Source organism: Bradyrhizobium sp. LCT2 (assembly GCF_009931255.1).
GTDB classification, from domain to species: Bacteria; Pseudomonadota; Alphaproteobacteria; order Rhizobiales; family Xanthobacteraceae; genus Bradyrhizobium; species Bradyrhizobium diazoefficiens.
The window spans coordinates 84,776-99,950 of record NZ_CP034432.1 but is presented as its reverse complement, the minus strand read 5'-3'; the positions used below and the strand labels follow the sequence as shown (position 1 = coordinate 99,950).

The following is a 15,175-nucleotide window of genomic DNA, read 5'->3' as shown; positions in this document are numbered from 1 at the left end:
GGAACTCACTTCTCGGCAGGCGACAGGTTGTGCTGCTGCGACAATCTGTCCTACCCCTTCCCGCGCAGGGCGCGGCGAGTCAATCGGTTTTCCAGAGGAAGCTGATGATTTTTCAGGCTTTATTTTGCGTTGCAGCGACGATCCATTGACGGAACGCGGCGAGCTTTGGCGCCTCGCGGCGACCCTCCGGCGCGACCAGGTAGAAGCCCGCATCGGCCGGCAGCGCGATCTTGAAGGGGACGACGAGCCGGCCCTTGGCGATGTCGTCCTGAACGTAGGACGTCCGCCCCATCGCCACGCCGATGCCGTCGATCGCGGCCTGGATGGTCATGAAGATCATGTCGAAGGTGATGCCGGGCTGCTTGGCGATATCGGCCGGCAGGCCTGCCGCCGTCAGCCACAGCCGCCAGTCGTCGCTGTTGGCGTTGGAGGTGTGCAGCAGCGGATGATTTCGCAGATCCTCCGGACGCTGCAGCGGCTTGTCGCCGCGCAGCAGTGACGGACTGCACACCGGAAACAGCTCGTCCGCCATCAGCCAGTCGGCACGCAGGCCCGGCCACTGGCCGCGGCCGTAGCGGATTGCGGCATCGACATCGTCGCGCTGGAAGTCGACGAGGCTGGTCGACGTGGTGATCCGCACGTCGATGCCGGGATGCTGCTCCTGGAAATCCGTCAGCCGCGGCAGCAGCCATTTTGCGGCAAGCGAGGCCAGCGTCGAGAGCGTCAGCACCTTGTCGTCGTCCCTGCGCAGCAGGCGGTCGGTGGCGAGGCGGAGGTCGTTGAAGGCGGCGCGGACGCCCGGCAGATAGTCGCGCGCTTCCGGCGTCAGCGCCAGCGCGCGGTTCTGCCGGATGAACAGGCGGATGCCGAGCTCCTCCTCCAATCGCCGGATCTGATGGCTGATCGCGGTCTGCGTCACGTTCAGCTCGCTCGCCGCCAGCGTGAAGCTGAGATGGCGCGCGGCGGCCTCGAACGCCCGCAATCCGTTCAGGGAGGGCAATCTGGCAGTCATCTGGCAGCAGGATACATGACGTTATTTCATGCGAAGAGGTACAAATTGTCGTTTGTCGCAGTGCGATCGAGCGCAGATATTAGCGGCCAAGTTAGCTCCAGGAGCTGAAAATGTCTACCTTGACCCAGAATTCGATGACAAATCATCATGCGCCCGGCCTGATCCAGCAGATCGGCGAGACGCTTCATGTCTGGCACGAGCGCTACCGGACCCGCCGCGAGCTGACCAACTGGACCGCCCGCGACCTCCACGACGTCGGCCTGTCCTGGTCCGACATCGCCTATGAGGCCGACAAACCCTTCTGGCGGGCCTGATTGGCCGCCAGGCCGGCGCCGCCTGATTACAGGGGCGCTGGCGGTCCCTCTTTCTCAGGGCATGTGTCATGAGCACTCTTCGCCTGGAAGATCTGAAGCAATATTCGGACGCCCTGCGCACCCGGCAGGGCGAGGCGATCAACGTTCGCTTCGTCGAGCCGCGCGACACCGAGGAGCTTCAGCACTATTTCCGTTCGCTCTCGACCCGCTCCCGCTACAACCGTTTCTTCGGCGCGATCAGCGAATTGCCGAAGGGCCTGCTACACGACTTCCTCCAGGTGGGCGAGCGCGAGCGCTTCACCGTCGTCGCGACCAAGATGGTCGACGGCTTCGAGACCATCGTCGCCGAGGCGCGCTACGCGCTGCATGCGGAAACCGCGACGCTCGAGTTCGGCCTGTCGGTCGACGATCGCTGGCAGGGCCACGGCATCGCCACTGCGCTCATGAAAAATCTTGAGTGCCGCGCCGCCGCGCTCGGCGCCGAGCACATGTTCGGCGATACGCTGCGCTCCAACGAGACCATGATCTCGCTCGCCCGCAAATCCGGATTTGCCTTCGTCAATCACCCCGATGACTGGAAGCTGGTGCGCTTCGACAAGGAGATCGCGCTCGCGCCGAAGGACATTCCCTGCGCGAGCTGGCGTCTCACCGCCCTTTCCCGTCAGGCCGACAGCCCCTCAGCCTCGGCCTGACACGACTGCATGCCCGGCCCAGGTCAACCTGAGCCGGGCATTTTTTTGCCTTAAGCAGTCGTCGTCGCGTAGATCTTCCCAAGCCGTCATTCCGGGGCGCGCGTAACGCGAACCCGGAACCCATTCAACTGCGTGTCTTGCGGCCCAATGGATTCCGGGCTCGATGCTGCGCATCGCCCGGAACGAGGGCTCGTTGCACCATCCAGGTTCGATTCCTGACTGTGAAGGGCCTGTTACTTCCCCGTGAACACCGCCTTGCGCTTCTCGATGAAGGCCTGCACCGCTTCCTTGTGATCGGCGGTCGTGGTGAGGCGGATCAGTCGTTCGGCCTCGTGGTCGCGGGCGGTCTCGAAATCGAACTGGATGGCTTCGTCGAGATTGTCCTTCATGTAGCGCAGCGCGAGGCGCGGGCCTTCGGCGAGCGACTTTGCCAGCACGAAGGCTTCGGCTTGTAGCTTGTCGTCAGGCACGACGCGATTGACGAGGCCGATGGCCTCACAACGCGCGGCATCGACCCTGTCGCCGGTGAACATCAGCTCGCGCGCCCGGGCGGTGCCGACGAGGCGGGTGAGCAGCCAGGCGATGCCGTAATCGCCGCTCAGCGCGATGCGGGCATAGCCGGTGGCGACGAAGGCCGATTGCGCGGCGATGCGGATGTCGCAGGCCATGGCGATCGCAAGCCCCGCGCCGACCGCGGGACCGGGGAGCGCGGCGATCGTCGGCTTGCGCACCGACACCAGCGCGCCGGTGAGCAGCCGCTGCCGCTCCTGGAGATCGGCGACCCGATCTTCCAGCGACATCTCCAGCTTCTTCGGATCGCGATGCGCGCCCATGCCCTTGACGTTGCCGCCGGCGCAGAACGCTTCGCCCGCGCCGGTGATCAGCAGCGCGCCGACATCGGGGCTCTCGCCGCAGGTGCGGATCATCGTCCGCAGCGCCGGCGTCAGGCTGTCCGACAGCGAATTGCGCGCCTCCGGCCGGTTCAGCGTGATCACTGCGACGCGGTCGCGGATGACGCAGAGGAGTTCGCTGGTGCCGGTATCGACGGTGGTGTCCGTGGTCATGTCGCTTCCCGTTCATTGTTGTCATTCCGGGGCGATGCGAAGCATCGAACCCGGAATCTCGAGATTCTCAGGTGCGCAAATGCGCACCATAGTTCGGCTCTTCGAGCCGCCCCGGAAAGACAAACTCAACTCAAAACTTCTCCACCCACGGCCGCAGCTCCAGCTCCCAGCTCCAGGCGCTGCGCGGCTGCTGCAGCACGTTCCAGTAGCTCTGTGCGATCGCATCAGGATCGAGCATGGAGTCCGGCTTGTCTTCCGGCTCCGTCCGCGCCGCGCTCCTGATGCCGCCATCGATCACGAAATGCGCGACATGGATGCCTTGCGGCGAGAGCTCCCGTGCCAGGCTCTGGGCGAGCCCGCGCAGCGCGAACTTGCCCATCGCGAACGAGGCCGACTGCGCATAGCCCTTGACGCTGGCCGAGGCGCCGGTGAACAGGATCGCGCCGTGCTTGTTCGGCAGCATGCGCTTGGCCGCCTGCTGCGCCACCAGGAAGCCGCCATAGGCGCTGATCGCGATGGCCTGCGCGACATCGGCCGGAACGAGATCGACGAACGGTCCGCGGGTGCGGCCGCTGGCGTTGTAGACGACGAGGTCGGGCGTGCCGATCTCGCGCTCGACGAGGCCGAACAGGCGCTCGACCTCATCCGGCTCGGTGGCGTTGCAGGCATAGGCCTTGGCGCCGGTCTCGGTGCAGAGCGCGCCCAGCTTCTCGATCTTCCGCGCGGCAAGCGCCACGCGAATGCCTTGCGTGGACAGGCGCCGCGCCAGCGAGGCGCTCAAGCCTTCGCCGGCGCCGACGATGAGCGCGATCTTGTATTTCGGATGTTCCATGGCGTGATCTCTTAGGACGGGAAGCCGCTGATCTATGCATCCGCCACCCGGACAACCAGCCGGGGTGCAGGCCCGGTCGATCACAATTCCGCAGAGCGAATTGCTCCTTCACGGCGATCATGCCTCCCTGACAATTTGCGGCTTTATCCGCATCCGCGGCTGGAGCATGATCGACATCATCCAAAGCGGCAAGCGCTAAGAATTGCCGTCGGGCGGAAACGAAGAGGACGATCATGCACAAGCCGGTCACAGCGCAGCCGAAAAATGCCGCGGCCGCACCATCCGGCCTGCTGGCGCCCGATACGTCAGGCATGAATTTCTACCGCGCCGACCAGGCGCTGACGGATCTCTTGCGCATCCATCTGCCGGAGACGCTGTTCCGTCACATCGAGCCGCATCTCGATCGCCTCGGCGAGCTCGCCGGCGGCACCCTCGACGAATGTGCGCGGCTGGCCGACCGCCACACGCCGGTGCTGCACCAGCGCGACAAGTTCGGCCGCGACGTGCAGTGGATCGAATACCACCCGGCCTATCGCGAACTGGAGAAAGCCGCGTTCGGCGAGTTCGGCATCCATGCGCTGTCGATCCGCAAGGGCATCATGGGCTGGCCGGACAAATATCCTGTGGTGGCCAAGCACGCCTTCACCTTCCTGTTCAACCAGACCGAATTCGGCATGGGCTGCCCGATCAACGTCACGGACGGCTGCGCCAAACTCCTGGCGAATTTCGGCAGCGAGGCGCTGAAGGCAAAATATCTCGATGGTCTCACCCAGACCGACATGACCAAGCTGACCCAGGGCGGCCAGTTCATGACCGAGAAGGAGGGCGGCTCCGACGTCGGCACGCTCACGACGCGCGCCGTGCAGGAGGGCGATCATTGGCGCCTGTACGGCGAAAAATGGTTCTGCTCGAACGCCGATGCGAAAGTCGTGATGCTGCTGGCGCGCCCCGAAGGCGCCGGCCCCGGCACCCGCGGCGTCGGCCTGTTCCTGATGCCGCGCTTCCTCGACGACGGGTCGCAGAACCACTACCGGATCGTGCGTCTGAAGGACAAGCTCGGCACGCGCTCGATGGCCTCGGGCGAGATCAAGCTCGAAGGCGCGATCGCCTACGCGGTCGGCAAGCTCGACCGCGGCTTCGTGCAGATGGCCGAGATGGTGAACTCGTCGCGGCTCTCCAACGGCGTGAAATCCACCGCGCTGATGCGCCGCGCCTACCATGACGCCATGACGGTCGCGAAGAACCGCGTGGTGTTCGGCAGCCGCATCATCGACCTGCCGCTCGGCCGGCGGCAGATGCTGAAGATCATGCTGCCGGTCGAGCAGGCGCTGTCGATGAGCTTCCTCACGGCGGACGCGCTCGACCGCGCCGAGGCCGGCAGCCAGGACGCGGCGGCGCTGCTGCGCATCCTCACCCCGACATTGAAATTCCGCGCCACGCGCGATGCACGAAAAGTCTGCGGCGATGCGCTCGAGATGCGCGGCGGCATCGGCTATATCGAGGAATTCGCCACCGCACGACTGCTGCGCGACGCCCATCTCGGCTCGGTCTGGGAAGGCACCGGCAATATCGTCGCGATCGATGCGCTGAGGCGCGCGGTCGGTCGCCATGGCGCGGAATCCGCGCTGGCCGCGGATCTGCACGCCCGGCTCGATGACAGCGCCTCGGTGCCGCAGGCCTGGCGCGACCGTTTGCACACGCTCACCGATCGCGCGGTCGGCTTCGCGCGCGAGGTTGCGGGCAAGGCCGAGAACGAGGCCGACGCGCGCCGCGCGACGAGCCTGCTCTATCATGTCGCCAGCGCCGTCGCGCTCGCCTGGGAAGCGCATCGCATCCACGCCATGCGCGGCGATGCACGCCGGCTGCTGCTGTCGCGCCTCGTGATCGATCACCGGGTCGCGCCAAGCGATCCGTTCCGGCTGACGGAAAATGCCACGCAAGCGAAGATCGCCGCGCTGCTGCTCGGCGAGCGCGATGCCGGCATGAGCGAGGTTGGCGAACTGGTTCTGGCAGCGTAGGCTGCGCCCGCGTTCAAAGCAAAAAAAACGACAGGGAGTGCTCGATGAAGGCCGCCGTCCTCTATGAAGTCAACAAGCCTCTGGTCATCGAGGATGTCAGCCTGCCGAAGCCCGGCCCGCGCGAGGTCCTGATCCGCACATCGGTCGCCGGCCTCTGCCACTCCGACCTGCACTTCATGGAAGGGCTGTATCCGCATCCGCTGCCCGCGGTGCTCGGGCATGAATCCGCCGGCGTGGTCGAGCAGGTCGGCTCCGACGTCACCTATGTGAAGCCGGGCGATCACGTCGTCACCTGCCTGTCCGTGTTCTGCGGCACCTGCGACAACTGCACCACGGGCCGCACCGTGCTCTGCACCGACACCACGGTGAAGCTGCTGCCGGGCGTCTCCGACCGCATGCAATGGTCTCGCTCCGAAAAACTGCACCAGTTCCTCAACCTCTCGTCCTTTGCCGAGCAGATGCTGGTGCACGAGAACGCGATCGTCAAAATCCGGAAGGAGATGCCGCTCGATCTCGCCGCGCTGATCGGCTGCGGCGTCATCACCGGCTACGGCGCGGTGGTGAACACGGCGAAGGTGACGGCGGGCGAAACCGTCGCGGTGATCGGCTGCGGCGGCGTCGGCATGGCCGCGATCAACGGCGCGCAGATCGCCGGCGCCGGCCGCATCATTGCCATCGACACCAATCCCGCAAAACTCCAGCTCGCGACCAAGCTGGGCGCCACCGACATCATCAACCCCGCCGACGGCGACGTGGTGAAGCAGGTCCGCGATCTCACCAATGGCGGCGTGCATCACTCCTTCGAGGTGCTCGGCCGCAAGGAGACCGCGGAGCAGGCCTTCGCCATGCTCGCCTCCGGCGGCACCGCCACCATCGTCGGCATGATCCCGTTCGGCCAGAAGATCGAGCTGCACGGCTTCGACTTCCTGCGCGAACGCAAGATCCAGGGCTCCTCCATGGGCTCCAACCATTTCCGCGTCGACATGCCGCGCTTGGTCGACTTCTATCTGCGAGGGCGGCTGCACCTGGAGGACTGGATCTCCGCCAAGCTGAAGCTGTCGGAGATCAACGAGGGCTTTGCCAACATGAAGGCCGGCAAGACGCTGCGGAGCGTGATCGTATTTGATAGTTGATCCACATTGATGGTGTCATGTCATCGCCCGCGAAGGCGGGCGATCCAGTACTCCGCAGCGGGAGTTGTGTGAGCCAACTGTCGCCGCGGAGTACTGGATGCCCCGGTCAAGCCGGGGCATGACAGCGGAGTGTGAGGATGGTTTGCCCGCCTCACCGCGACACGTGCGCCGACACCGCGAGCCATCTGCCGTTCTTCTTCGCCCAGCAATCGGTGTAGCGGCCCGTCGCCTGCTGGCCGTCTCCCGTGGTGTAGCTTGTCCCCGCGTGGATAATGGCGAAGTCGCCCATGATGCGGATGATGACGTCGTGCTCCCTGAGATTCCGGATCGCGATCGGCCGTGCCGTCTGCTCCAGAAAGGCGGCGCGGTCGACCAGCGTCTTGTCGGGATTGGAGCAGTAAAACTCCGGCGCCAGGATCTGGTCGAACCGCTTGACGTCGCAGTTCTGCACGGAGGCGACGTAGTCGCGGTTGAGCGCGGTGAGCTCTTCCATGTCCTGGCTCATGACGTTCTCTCTCTTGTGGACGTTGACGACAGGACTAATCATCGAACAATGGCGGCGGTGTGAAGCCGCCGAACTCGCGCTCGATCAGTTCGGCGAGCCTCAAGGGGGTGCGGTCCTCCAGGAAGGGGCCGACGATCTGGACGCCGACGGGCAAGCCGTCTTTCGACAGGCCGAGCGGAACGGCCGTCGCAGGCAGGCCCGGAAGCGTCGCGACGCCCGGCCAGGCGAGCTGGTCGGAATAAGGATAATCCTTGCCGTCGATGCTGATGCGTCGCAGGCTCTGTTCCGGCGAATGATCGTGCGGAAAGGCCGGCGTCGGCATGATCGGGCAGATCACCGCGTCGAAGCTCTTGAACAGCGCGCGCCATTGCGCCCGCAGGCCGGCGCGGCTACCTGCGTCGAGCACCCAGGCGCGGTGGCTTGCAATCGTGCCGCGCAGCCGCTCCGCTTCGAGGCTTCGGTCCTCCGGCGACAACTGGCTCGCCCGAGCCTGCGAATCCGCCAGCTCGTCGGGCAGGAAGAACGCGCCGAGGAAGCCCAGCAGCATGCGCATGTAAAGCCGCGACGTCTCCGCGAAGTCCGGAAGCAGCGGGCTCTCGCGCGCGACCGTCACGCCGGCCTTCGCAAGGTCGGTGGCGAGCTTGTCGATCGCGCCGCGCACGTCCCGGTCAGTCGGCAGCAGCGGATGGCTCTCGATCACCAGGACACGAAAATCGCGCAGCGACTGATGCCGCGCAACAGGCAGATCGAGTTTGTAGGCGACGCCGGCATCGAGCGGATCCGGTCCGGCCATGACGTCGAGCAGCAAGGAGAGATCCGCAGCGGTGCGCGCCATCGGACCGATGACGGCGAGGTCGCCTTCGCGCGGAATGGCCGGAAACGGCGGCGGAGTCTCGCCGCGCGCTGCGCAGAGATTGATGGTCGGCTTGTGAGCGAAGATGCCGCAATGAAATGCCGGCACACGCAGGGAGCCGCCGATGTCGGAGCCGGTGGCGAGCGCGCAATAGCCTGCGGCGAGGGCTGCCGAAGATCCCCCGGATGATCCACCCGGCGTGCGGCCGAGATCATAGGGGTTGTTCGTGGTGCCGTAGATGTCGTTGTAGCTCTGCCAGTCGCTGAGACCGACCGGCACGTTGGTCTTGCCGAGGATCACACCGCCGGCCTGCTTGATGCGTGCGACCGGCAGCGCGTCTTCGACAGGCTTGAAATCCTTCTGCGGGACGAAGCCCCAGGTCGTCGGCAGGCCGGCGATGTTAAAGGATTCCTTGATCGTCAGGGGCAGGCCGAGCAGCGGCTTGCGCTCGCCGCGGACCAATGCAGCGTCCGCCTCGCGCGCGGCGCCGAGCGCCCGATCGAAATCCCGCACGCAGATCGCGTTGATCTTGCCGTCGTGACGCTCGATACGGCCAATCGCGTCCCGCGTGAGCTCGACCGCCGAGACCTTCTTCGCGCTCAATGCGGCCGACAGCTCGACTGCGCTCTTGAAACTCCATTCCGATTTGGCCACGGCGCTTCTCCCGCTCTGGTTGTCTGCGGATGATGAGCAGTTTAGCCGAACGCTGCAACCGCTGTTTGATCGCGATTGATATGTCTCGCCGGTGGTCATCAGGTCGGCCCAACAACAATTTCGGTGTCATCGCCCGGCTTGGCCGGGCGATCCAGTATTCCAGAGGCCCGCGTTTGAGAGCTCGCTCTCGCCATATCCGCCGCGGCGTACTGGATCGCCCGCCTTCGCGGGCGATGACAGCGAGTGTGAGGTCGCTACGCCGCTCCGATCAATATCCCCACCGCCAGCACGATGGCGCCGCCGAGCACGATCTGGAAAACGGCCTGGAGGAACGGCGTGTCCATGTAGCGCGAGCGGATGAAGGCGATTGCCCATAGCTCGAAGAACACGACGACTCCGGCGATCGCCGTCGCGATCCAGAACGCGTTGGCCCAGCTGTCGGGCACCAGATAGGGCGCGGTGTGGCCGAGCCCGCCGAGCGTCGTCATCAAGCCGCAGGTGAGACCGCGCAGCCATGGCGAGCCGCGCCCCGTGAGCGATCCGTCGTCGGACAGCGCTTCCGCAAATCCCATGCTGATGCCGGCGCCGATCGAGGCGGCGAGGCCGACAAGAAACGTCTGCCAGTTCTGGTGGGTGGCGAACGCGGCGGCAAACAGCGGTGCCAGCGTCGAGACCGATCCGTCCATCAGGCCGGCAAGGCCCGGCTGCACATATTGCAGCACGAACATGCGGCGGTTGGTGCGATCTTCCTCCGCGCGCACATCCGGGCTCAGGATCTGGTCCGAGAGCTTTGCGGCCATCTCTTCGTGGCCTTTCTCGGCTTCGGCGAGATCGCCGAGCAAACGGCGCACGCCGACATCCTGCGCCTGTTCGGCGGCCTTCACGTAAAAGCGCTCGGCCTGCAGTTCCATGGTCTCGACTTCCCTGCGGATGGTGTCGAGCGACAGGTTCTTGGTGAGCCAGACCGGGCGGCGACGCAGGAAGCCCTTGACGTCCTCGCGGCGGATGGGAGGCAGGTGCGGACCGAACCGCTGCTCGTACGTCTCCAGCAGCATGTGGCGATGTCCGCGCTCTTCCTCGGCCATCTGTTCGAAGATCTTGGCTGAGTCCGGGTAACGCTCTCTCAGATCTTCGGCGAAGGTCATGTAGATGCGGCTGTCCTCCTCCTCGGAGGAGATCGCGACCGCAAGCACCTCGCGCTCGGTCAGATCGGCAAAATTCTTCACGACGGCCCTGTCCCACTAGTTTAGAATGATTCTAAATTATATAGGCCGCCGTGGTTCCTGGGTCAAATCAGCCGGCGCGGGACTTAGTCAGGAAGTCTTGGCCAGGAAGTCGAGCAGCAACCGGCTCACCTCGGCCGGCTGCTCCTGCTGCACCCAATGGCCGGCGCCGTCGACGAGATGGCAGCCGAGCATCTTGGTGCACGCGCTTTTCTGCATCGCCTCGAACACGCCAGGGCGCTGATAGGTGCCCCAATCCTGCCTGCCGGAGATGAAGCAGGAGGGCACGTCGATGCTGCGGCCGGAGAACAGCTGCATCTCGTCGTTGAGCATGCCCGACGTACCGTAGCGATACCATTGCAGCCCGCCCTGAAATCCGGTGCGGCCGTATTCGGCGCTGTAGTAGGCGAGGTCGCTGTCCGGCAGCCATTGGTTCGCGGCGATCGCGGCGGGCGAGGGCATCTCCTTCGCGACCGTCTCGGCCATGGTCTCGCCGGCGTCCATCACGTAATAGGTTGGCAGCTTTGCCAGTTCGTCTGCCGACCACGCCTTGAGCGGATAGGGTTTGTTGTCGGTCCAGTCCGCGCTCTTGTGATGATAATAGGCGCGCAGGAAATCGTGCACGCCCTGCGGCGCGTGCTGCATGTCCGCGTTGGCTTCGCGTGTCGCGTAGTACCATTGATAGTGCTTGCGCGGACGCGGCAGCGCGGCAAGCTCGCGATGAACGGGGTCTTCGACCGCAGGCTTTGCGGGACGGTCAACTGTGTTGAATGGCAGCGGCGGCGCTCCGCCGAATGGCGCGCTCATCAGCGTCACCGAACGAAACACGTCGGGCCGGATCAGCGCACACCACGCCGCGACTGGGCTGCCGAAATCATGCCCGGCGAGATCGACCTGCTTGTAGCCGAAGGCCGACACCAGGGAGAGCGCATCGCGCACAAGGTTGAGGAGCGAGAACGGCGCGAGATCGCCATCGTAGTCGGCAGTCCATCCCGTGGTGCGCCCGTAGCCGCGCTGGTCGGGGGCGATCACGTGATAACCGGCGGCGGCGAGCGCCGGCATCACCTTGCGCCAGGAGAAGGCCAGCTCGGGAAAGCCGTGCAGCAGCAGGATGCAGGAGCGGCCCTTTGACTCGAAGCCGGCCTCCAGCACATGCATGCGCAAGCCGTTGATGCCGTCGACATAACGCGAGCGGATTCCGGCGGGCAGGGGGATGTCGGGGAGTGCTGTCATTGCTTTCTCCACACGGGTGGAATCGTAGGGTGGGCAAAGCGGTGCGTGCCCAGCATAAGGAGTGGTGGGCACGGCGCGCGAAGCGCGCGCCTTTGCCCACCCTACGGCATCTCGCTAAACCGCCGCACACACGAACGCGTTGCCCTTGCGCCGGATCTTGCCCACCGACGGCGAAGGGAAGTGCGCCGTGCAGCACAGCGTCTCGGTGTCGCAATAGCGCTCCAGGAAGCTGCGGCGCGTCGTAGCCGCCTTCGCCGGGTCGACGTCGAACTTGATCGACAGCTCCGGATAGAGCGTCTGCAGCGGCGAATGCATGAGATCGCCGGAGAACACCGCGTCGTCCTTGCCGCGGCCCACCGTGATTGCGATATGGCCCGGCGTGTGGCCGGGTGTCGGCAGGATCCGGACGTGGTCGCCGATCTGATGGTCGTTGCCGACGAGCTCGTGGCGCTTCGCCTCGACCACCGGCAGCACGCTGTCCACGAAAGGCGGGATCTCCGTCTTCGCGTTCTGAGCCGACCAATGGTCGAACTCCTGCCTGGCGAAGACGTAGCGCGCCTTGGGGAAGGTCGGCACCCAGCGGCCGTTTTCGAGCCGTGTGTTCCAGCCGACGTGGTCGACGTGCAGATGCGTGCACATCACGAAGTCGATGTCGCCAGGCGAGAATCCGGCGGCGCCAAGTGCACCCAAGTACGTGTCGTCGGTCTTCATGTTCCATTTCGGCCGATTGGGGCGCGGCTTGTCATTGCCGATGCAGCTGTCGATCAAAATGGTGTGGTGCGGCGTCTTCACCACATAGGACTGGAAGCACAAGAGCAGCACGTCGTTGTCGTCGAGTGCCTTGGCCTGCCGCATCCACGCCCGGTTCTCGGCCAGCACCTCGGGTGTCAGTCCCGGCAGCATCTCCAGCGCCGGGACGAACGAGGTTTCCTGCTCGATGACGCGATGGATGGTGAGATCGCCGACCGAGTATTTCAGGCTCATGGACACTCCTAGCGGGTTACGCCGCCGGCGGCACCGAGATCTTGACCGAGGGCCGCTCCAGCATCTTCTGATGGAACGCGTCGAGCTTCGGATAGGCCTTGCGCCAGCCGCAATCGGCGAAGCGGAAGTCGGCATAGCCGAGCACGCAGACGAGGCCGATCTGCGAAATGTCGAACGGGCCGTTCAGGACATCGGGCATGTTCTCGAAGCGCGCCATGCCGGTCCAGGCCCGGTTCCAGTGGTCGTCCGACCACGCCTGCCATTGCAGGCCTTGCGGCCGCACCATTCTCTCGTAGCGGCACAGCAGCATGGAATCGAGCATGCCGTTGATCAGGGAGTGATTGGTCTTGGCCTTCCATCGCCGCGGACCGTAATCCGGGATCAGGCTGCCGCCGGCCATCTCGTTGAGATATTCGACGATGACGTAGGAATCGAGGATGACGTCGCCGTCATTGGTGATCAGCACCGGCAGCTTCTTCAGCGGCGTGATGCGCGAATAGTCCTCATTGGCCTGCCCCGGGGCGACGGTTGCCGGCGTGAACTCGATCTTGTCGATCAGCCCAAGCTCGATCGCGGCGATGCGCACCTTGCGGGCGAAGGGCGAGGCGGCGGAGAAGGTGAGCTTCATTTTGGATCCTTGTTGTCATTCCGGGGCGATGCGAAGCATCGAACCCGGAATCTCGAGATTCCGGGTCTGGCGCTCTCGCGCCATCCCGGAATGACGAAGGAGGTGATTGCCGCTTACGCCGCCACGATCTCCTGGCGCTGCTCGCCGAGGCCCTCGATGCCCAGCGTCACGACGTCGCCGACATTGAGGAAGGTCGGCGGCTTCATGCCGAGGCCGACGCCGGGCGGGGTGCCCGTGGTGATGATGTCGCCCGGAAGCAGCGTCATGAACTGCGAGACATAGGAGATGCACTTGGCCATGGAGAAAATCATGGTCTTGGTCGAGCCGGTCTGGCGGCGCTGACCGTTGACGTCGAGCCACATCGACAGGTTCTGCACGTCCTTGATCTCGTCCTTGGTGGCGAGCCACGGGCCGACCGGGCCGAAGGTGTCGTGCGACTTGCCCTTGGTCCACTGGCCGAGGCGCTCGGTCTGGAAGTTGCGCTCGGAGACGTCGTTGCAGACGCAATAGCCGGCGACGTAGTTCAGCGCGTCGGCTTCGGAGACGTACTTGGCGCGGGTGCCGATGATGGCGGCGATCTCGACTTCCCAGTCGAGCTTGGTCGAGCCGCGCGGCTTCTCGACCGCGTCGTTCGGGCCGGACAGCGAGGTGTTCGCCTTCATGAAGATGATCGGCTCGGTCGGGATCGCGGCTCCCGTTTCCTTGGCGTGGTCGCTGTAGTTGAGGCCGATGGCGACGAATTTCGAGATGCCGGTGACGGGCGCGCCGAACCGCGGCTTGCCGGAAACGGCGGGCAGCGAGGCGGGGTCGAGCGCGGCGAGCTTCTTCAGGCTTTCCGGCGAATAGGCCTCGCCGGTCAGGTCCTTCACATGCGCCGACAGGTCGCGCAACTGGCCGGATTTGTCGATCAGGCCGGGCTTTTCCGCACCCTTTTCGCCGTAACGAACAAGCTTCATTCTCGTTTCTCCCTGGAGATGGACCGATCGGTTAAATAGCTTCATGGAACAGGGCGGCGGGAAATTCAACCGCTCAAAACGGGGCGCATTGCAGCCCCTCCTTTGTAGGGTGGGCAAAGGTGCGGAGCGCCGTGCCCACCAAATCTTTTCCTTGCCCGGGAGGGTGGACACGCCGCGCTGTGCCCACCCTACGATTGCGTCTCATCCCAGCGCCACGAACCTGAACGCGTCCCCATCCCGCCTGATGTGTCCGGCCGAGTAATGCCCGCCGATCACCAGCGTCGGGGTGTCGGCAAAGCGCGAGAACACCTTGTGCCGCGTTGCCGCCGATTGGGCGGGATCGGTATCGATGACCGAGCACCAGTCGAGATGCGACATCTGGCAGGGATGATGGGCAACGTCGCCGGTGAGCAGCCCCTGCTCACCGCCGGACTCGATCAGGACGCTCATGTGACCGGGGCTGTGGCCGGGGGTCGGGATCACGCTGATCTCCTCGCAGAGCCGGTGATCGCCTGGGATCAGCTCGACCTGGCCGGCATCGACGACCGGATTCACGGAATCGTTGAACACCGCGACCTTGTCCGGCTCGGCCGTATAATCGCGCCAATACTCGTATTCGGTCTCGCCGAACAGGTAGCGCGCCTTCGGGAAGGTCGGCACCCATTTGCCGTCGACCAGTTTCGTATTCCAGCCGACATGGTCGACATGAAGATGTGTGCACAGCACGGTGTCGATGCTGTTAGGGGGAAAGCCCGCCGCCGCCATGGTCTCCAGAAACGGCGTGCTGCGGTTGTTCCAGACGGGGACGCCGCGGCCCTGCTTGTCGTTGCCGAGACCGGTGTCGACCACGATGCGGCGCGTCGGCGTCTCGACCACCAGCGAGTGGATCGACATTTTCAGTCGGCCCTCTTCGGTGGCGAAATGCGGGATCAGCCAGGGCAGCTTCCGGATTTCATCGTTGGTCGCGGCCGGCAGGATGAAGCGGGTCGAGCCGACTGTCTCCATCTCGACGAGTTTCGTGATCTTGACCTTGCCCACCTTCCACGACATCCGGCGCATCCCCATGTTCTTGCT

The 15,175-nt window shown here is 64.9% G+C and carries 15 protein-coding genes; 4 read left to right on the top strand and 11 right to left on the bottom strand.

What is annotated here, in order from left to right; translation table 11 throughout:
• Positions 1 to 112 precede the first annotated feature (112 nt).
• Entirely contained in the window at positions 113 to 1,012 is a 900-nt protein-coding gene (locus EI171_RS01385) for a transcriptional regulator GcvA (RefSeq protein WP_011090628.1), read from the bottom strand.
• A gap of 110 nt (positions 1,013 to 1,122) precedes the next feature.
• Between EI171_RS01385 and EI171_RS01380 the strand changes: the two genes are divergently transcribed.
• Together EI171_RS01380 and EI171_RS01375 are read left to right on the top strand one after the other, a co-directional pair.
• The gene (locus EI171_RS01380) at positions 1,123 to 1,326 is read left to right on the top strand and encodes a DUF1127 domain-containing protein (protein ID WP_027543408.1); all 204 of its coding nucleotides are present in this window, start codon (positions 1,123 to 1,125) and stop codon (positions 1,324 to 1,326) included.
• A gap of 68 nt (positions 1,327 to 1,394) precedes the next feature.
• Positions 1,395 to 2,018 (top strand): GNAT family N-acetyltransferase, encoded by a 624-nt coding sequence (locus EI171_RS01375; protein ID WP_060908918.1) that lies wholly within the window; start codon positions 1,395 to 1,397, stop codon positions 2,016 to 2,018.
• A gap of 233 nt (positions 2,019 to 2,251) precedes the next feature.
• Here EI171_RS01375 and EI171_RS01370 read toward each other — a convergent pair whose 3' ends face one another.
• The gene (locus EI171_RS01370; RefSeq protein ID WP_028173741.1) at positions 2,252 to 3,082 is read right to left on the bottom strand and encodes an enoyl-CoA hydratase; all 831 of its coding nucleotides are present in this window, start codon (positions 3,080 to 3,082) and stop codon (positions 2,252 to 2,254) included.
• 130 nt (positions 3,083 to 3,212) lie between these two features.
• Positions 3,213 to 3,914, bottom strand: coding sequence for an SDR family oxidoreductase (locus EI171_RS01365; protein ID WP_161532375.1), 702 nt, complete (start codon positions 3,912 to 3,914; stop codon positions 3,213 to 3,215).
• Between the two features lie 233 nt (positions 3,915 to 4,147).
• Here EI171_RS01365 and EI171_RS01360 point away from each other — a divergent pair, with 233 nt between their 5' ends.
• Positions 4,148 to 5,932: an acyl-CoA dehydrogenase family protein gene (locus EI171_RS01360; protein ID WP_161532374.1), complete on the top strand. Its 1,785-nt coding sequence runs from the start codon at positions 4,148 to 4,150 to the stop codon at positions 5,930 to 5,932.
• Between the two features lie 44 nt (positions 5,933 to 5,976).
• Positions 5,977 to 7,065, top strand: coding sequence for a Zn-dependent alcohol dehydrogenase (locus EI171_RS01355; protein ID WP_011090622.1), 1,089 nt, complete (start codon positions 5,977 to 5,979; stop codon positions 7,063 to 7,065).
• Between the two features lie 151 nt (positions 7,066 to 7,216).
• Here the strand turns inward: EI171_RS01355 and EI171_RS01350 are convergent, their stop codons facing one another.
• From EI171_RS01350 to EI171_RS01315, 8 genes are all read right to left on the bottom strand, one after another.
• Positions 7,217 to 7,570 carry a nuclear transport factor 2 family protein gene (locus EI171_RS01350; RefSeq protein ID WP_028173745.1) on the bottom strand — a complete coding sequence of 118 codons (354 nt, stop codon included), beginning with the start codon at positions 7,568 to 7,570 and terminating at the stop codon, positions 7,217 to 7,219.
• A gap of 34 nt (positions 7,571 to 7,604) precedes the next feature.
• Positions 7,605 to 9,077: an amidase gene (locus tag EI171_RS01345; RefSeq protein WP_161532373.1), complete on the bottom strand. Its 1,473-nt coding sequence runs from the start codon at positions 9,075 to 9,077 to the stop codon at positions 7,605 to 7,607.
• 254 nt (positions 9,078 to 9,331) lie between these two features.
• Complete coding sequence (mbfA, locus tag EI171_RS01340) at positions 9,332 to 10,303, bottom strand: iron exporter MbfA (RefSeq protein ID WP_011090619.1); 972 nt, start codon at positions 10,301 to 10,303, stop codon at positions 9,332 to 9,334.
• Positions 10,304 to 10,390: 87 nt separating this feature from the next.
• Positions 10,391 to 11,533 carry an alpha/beta hydrolase gene (locus EI171_RS01335; protein ID WP_161532372.1) on the bottom strand — a complete coding sequence of 381 codons (1,143 nt, stop codon included), beginning with the start codon at positions 11,531 to 11,533 and terminating at the stop codon, positions 10,391 to 10,393.
• Between the two features lie 114 nt (positions 11,534 to 11,647).
• A complete protein-coding gene (locus EI171_RS01330) occupies positions 11,648 to 12,517 on the bottom strand; it encodes an MBL fold metallo-hydrolase (RefSeq protein WP_161532371.1) in 870 nt (289 codons plus the stop codon).
• Between the two features lie 16 nt (positions 12,518 to 12,533).
• On the bottom strand, positions 12,534 to 13,145 hold the full coding sequence (locus tag EI171_RS01325) for a glutathione S-transferase family protein (RefSeq protein WP_028173749.1): 612 nt from the start codon (positions 13,143 to 13,145) through the stop codon (positions 12,534 to 12,536).
• Positions 13,146 to 13,258: 113 nt separating this feature from the next.
• On the bottom strand, positions 13,259 to 14,101 hold the full coding sequence (locus EI171_RS01320) for a fumarylacetoacetate hydrolase family protein (protein ID WP_011090615.1): 843 nt from the start codon (positions 14,099 to 14,101) through the stop codon (positions 13,259 to 13,261).
• Between the two features lie 201 nt (positions 14,102 to 14,302).
• Complete coding sequence (locus EI171_RS01315; protein WP_161532370.1) at positions 14,303 to 15,151, bottom strand: MBL fold metallo-hydrolase; 849 nt, start codon at positions 15,149 to 15,151, stop codon at positions 14,303 to 14,305.
• Positions 15,152 to 15,175 lie beyond the last annotated feature (24 nt).

Excerpts from the sequence above, each read along its gene's own strand:
- EI171_RS01375 (WP_060908918.1), top strand. The coding sequence starts at position 1,395 with ATGAGCACTCTTCGCCTGGAAGATCTGAAGCAATATTCGGACGCCCTG.
- EI171_RS01320 (WP_011090615.1), bottom strand. The coding sequence starts at position 14,101 with ATGAAGCTTGTTCGTTACGGCGAAAAGGGTGCGGAAAAGCCCGGCCTG.
- EI171_RS01325 (WP_028173749.1), bottom strand. The coding sequence starts at position 13,145 with ATGAAGCTCACCTTCTCCGCCGCCTCGCCCTTCGCCCGCAAGGTGCGC.
- EI171_RS01385 (WP_011090628.1), bottom strand. The coding sequence starts at position 1,012 with ATGACTGCCAGATTGCCCTCCCTGAACGGATTGCGGGCGTTCGAGGCC.
- EI171_RS01360 (WP_161532374.1), top strand. The coding sequence starts at position 4,148 with ATGCACAAGCCGGTCACAGCGCAGCCGAAAAATGCCGCGGCCGCACCA.
- EI171_RS01335 (WP_161532372.1), bottom strand. The coding sequence starts at position 11,533 with ATGACAGCACTCCCCGACATCCCCCTGCCCGCCGGAATCCGCTCGCGT.
- EI171_RS01350 (WP_028173745.1), bottom strand. The coding sequence starts at position 7,570 with ATGAGCCAGGACATGGAAGAGCTCACCGCGCTCAACCGCGACTACGTC.
- EI171_RS01355 (WP_011090622.1), top strand. The coding sequence starts at position 5,977 with ATGAAGGCCGCCGTCCTCTATGAAGTCAACAAGCCTCTGGTCATCGAG.
- EI171_RS01380 (WP_027543408.1), top strand. The coding sequence starts at position 1,123 with ATGTCTACCTTGACCCAGAATTCGATGACAAATCATCATGCGCCCGGC.
- EI171_RS01370 (WP_028173741.1), bottom strand. The coding sequence starts at position 3,082 with ATGACCACGGACACCACCGTCGATACCGGCACCAGCGAACTCCTCTGC.
- EI171_RS01315 (WP_161532370.1), bottom strand. The coding sequence starts at position 15,151 with ATGTCGTGGAAGGTGGGCAAGGTCAAGATCACGAAACTCGTCGAGATG.
- EI171_RS01330 (WP_161532371.1), bottom strand. The coding sequence starts at position 12,517 with ATGAGCCTGAAATACTCGGTCGGCGATCTCACCATCCATCGCGTCATC.
- EI171_RS01365 (WP_161532375.1), bottom strand. The coding sequence starts at position 3,914 with ATGGAACATCCGAAATACAAGATCGCGCTCATCGTCGGCGCCGGCGAA.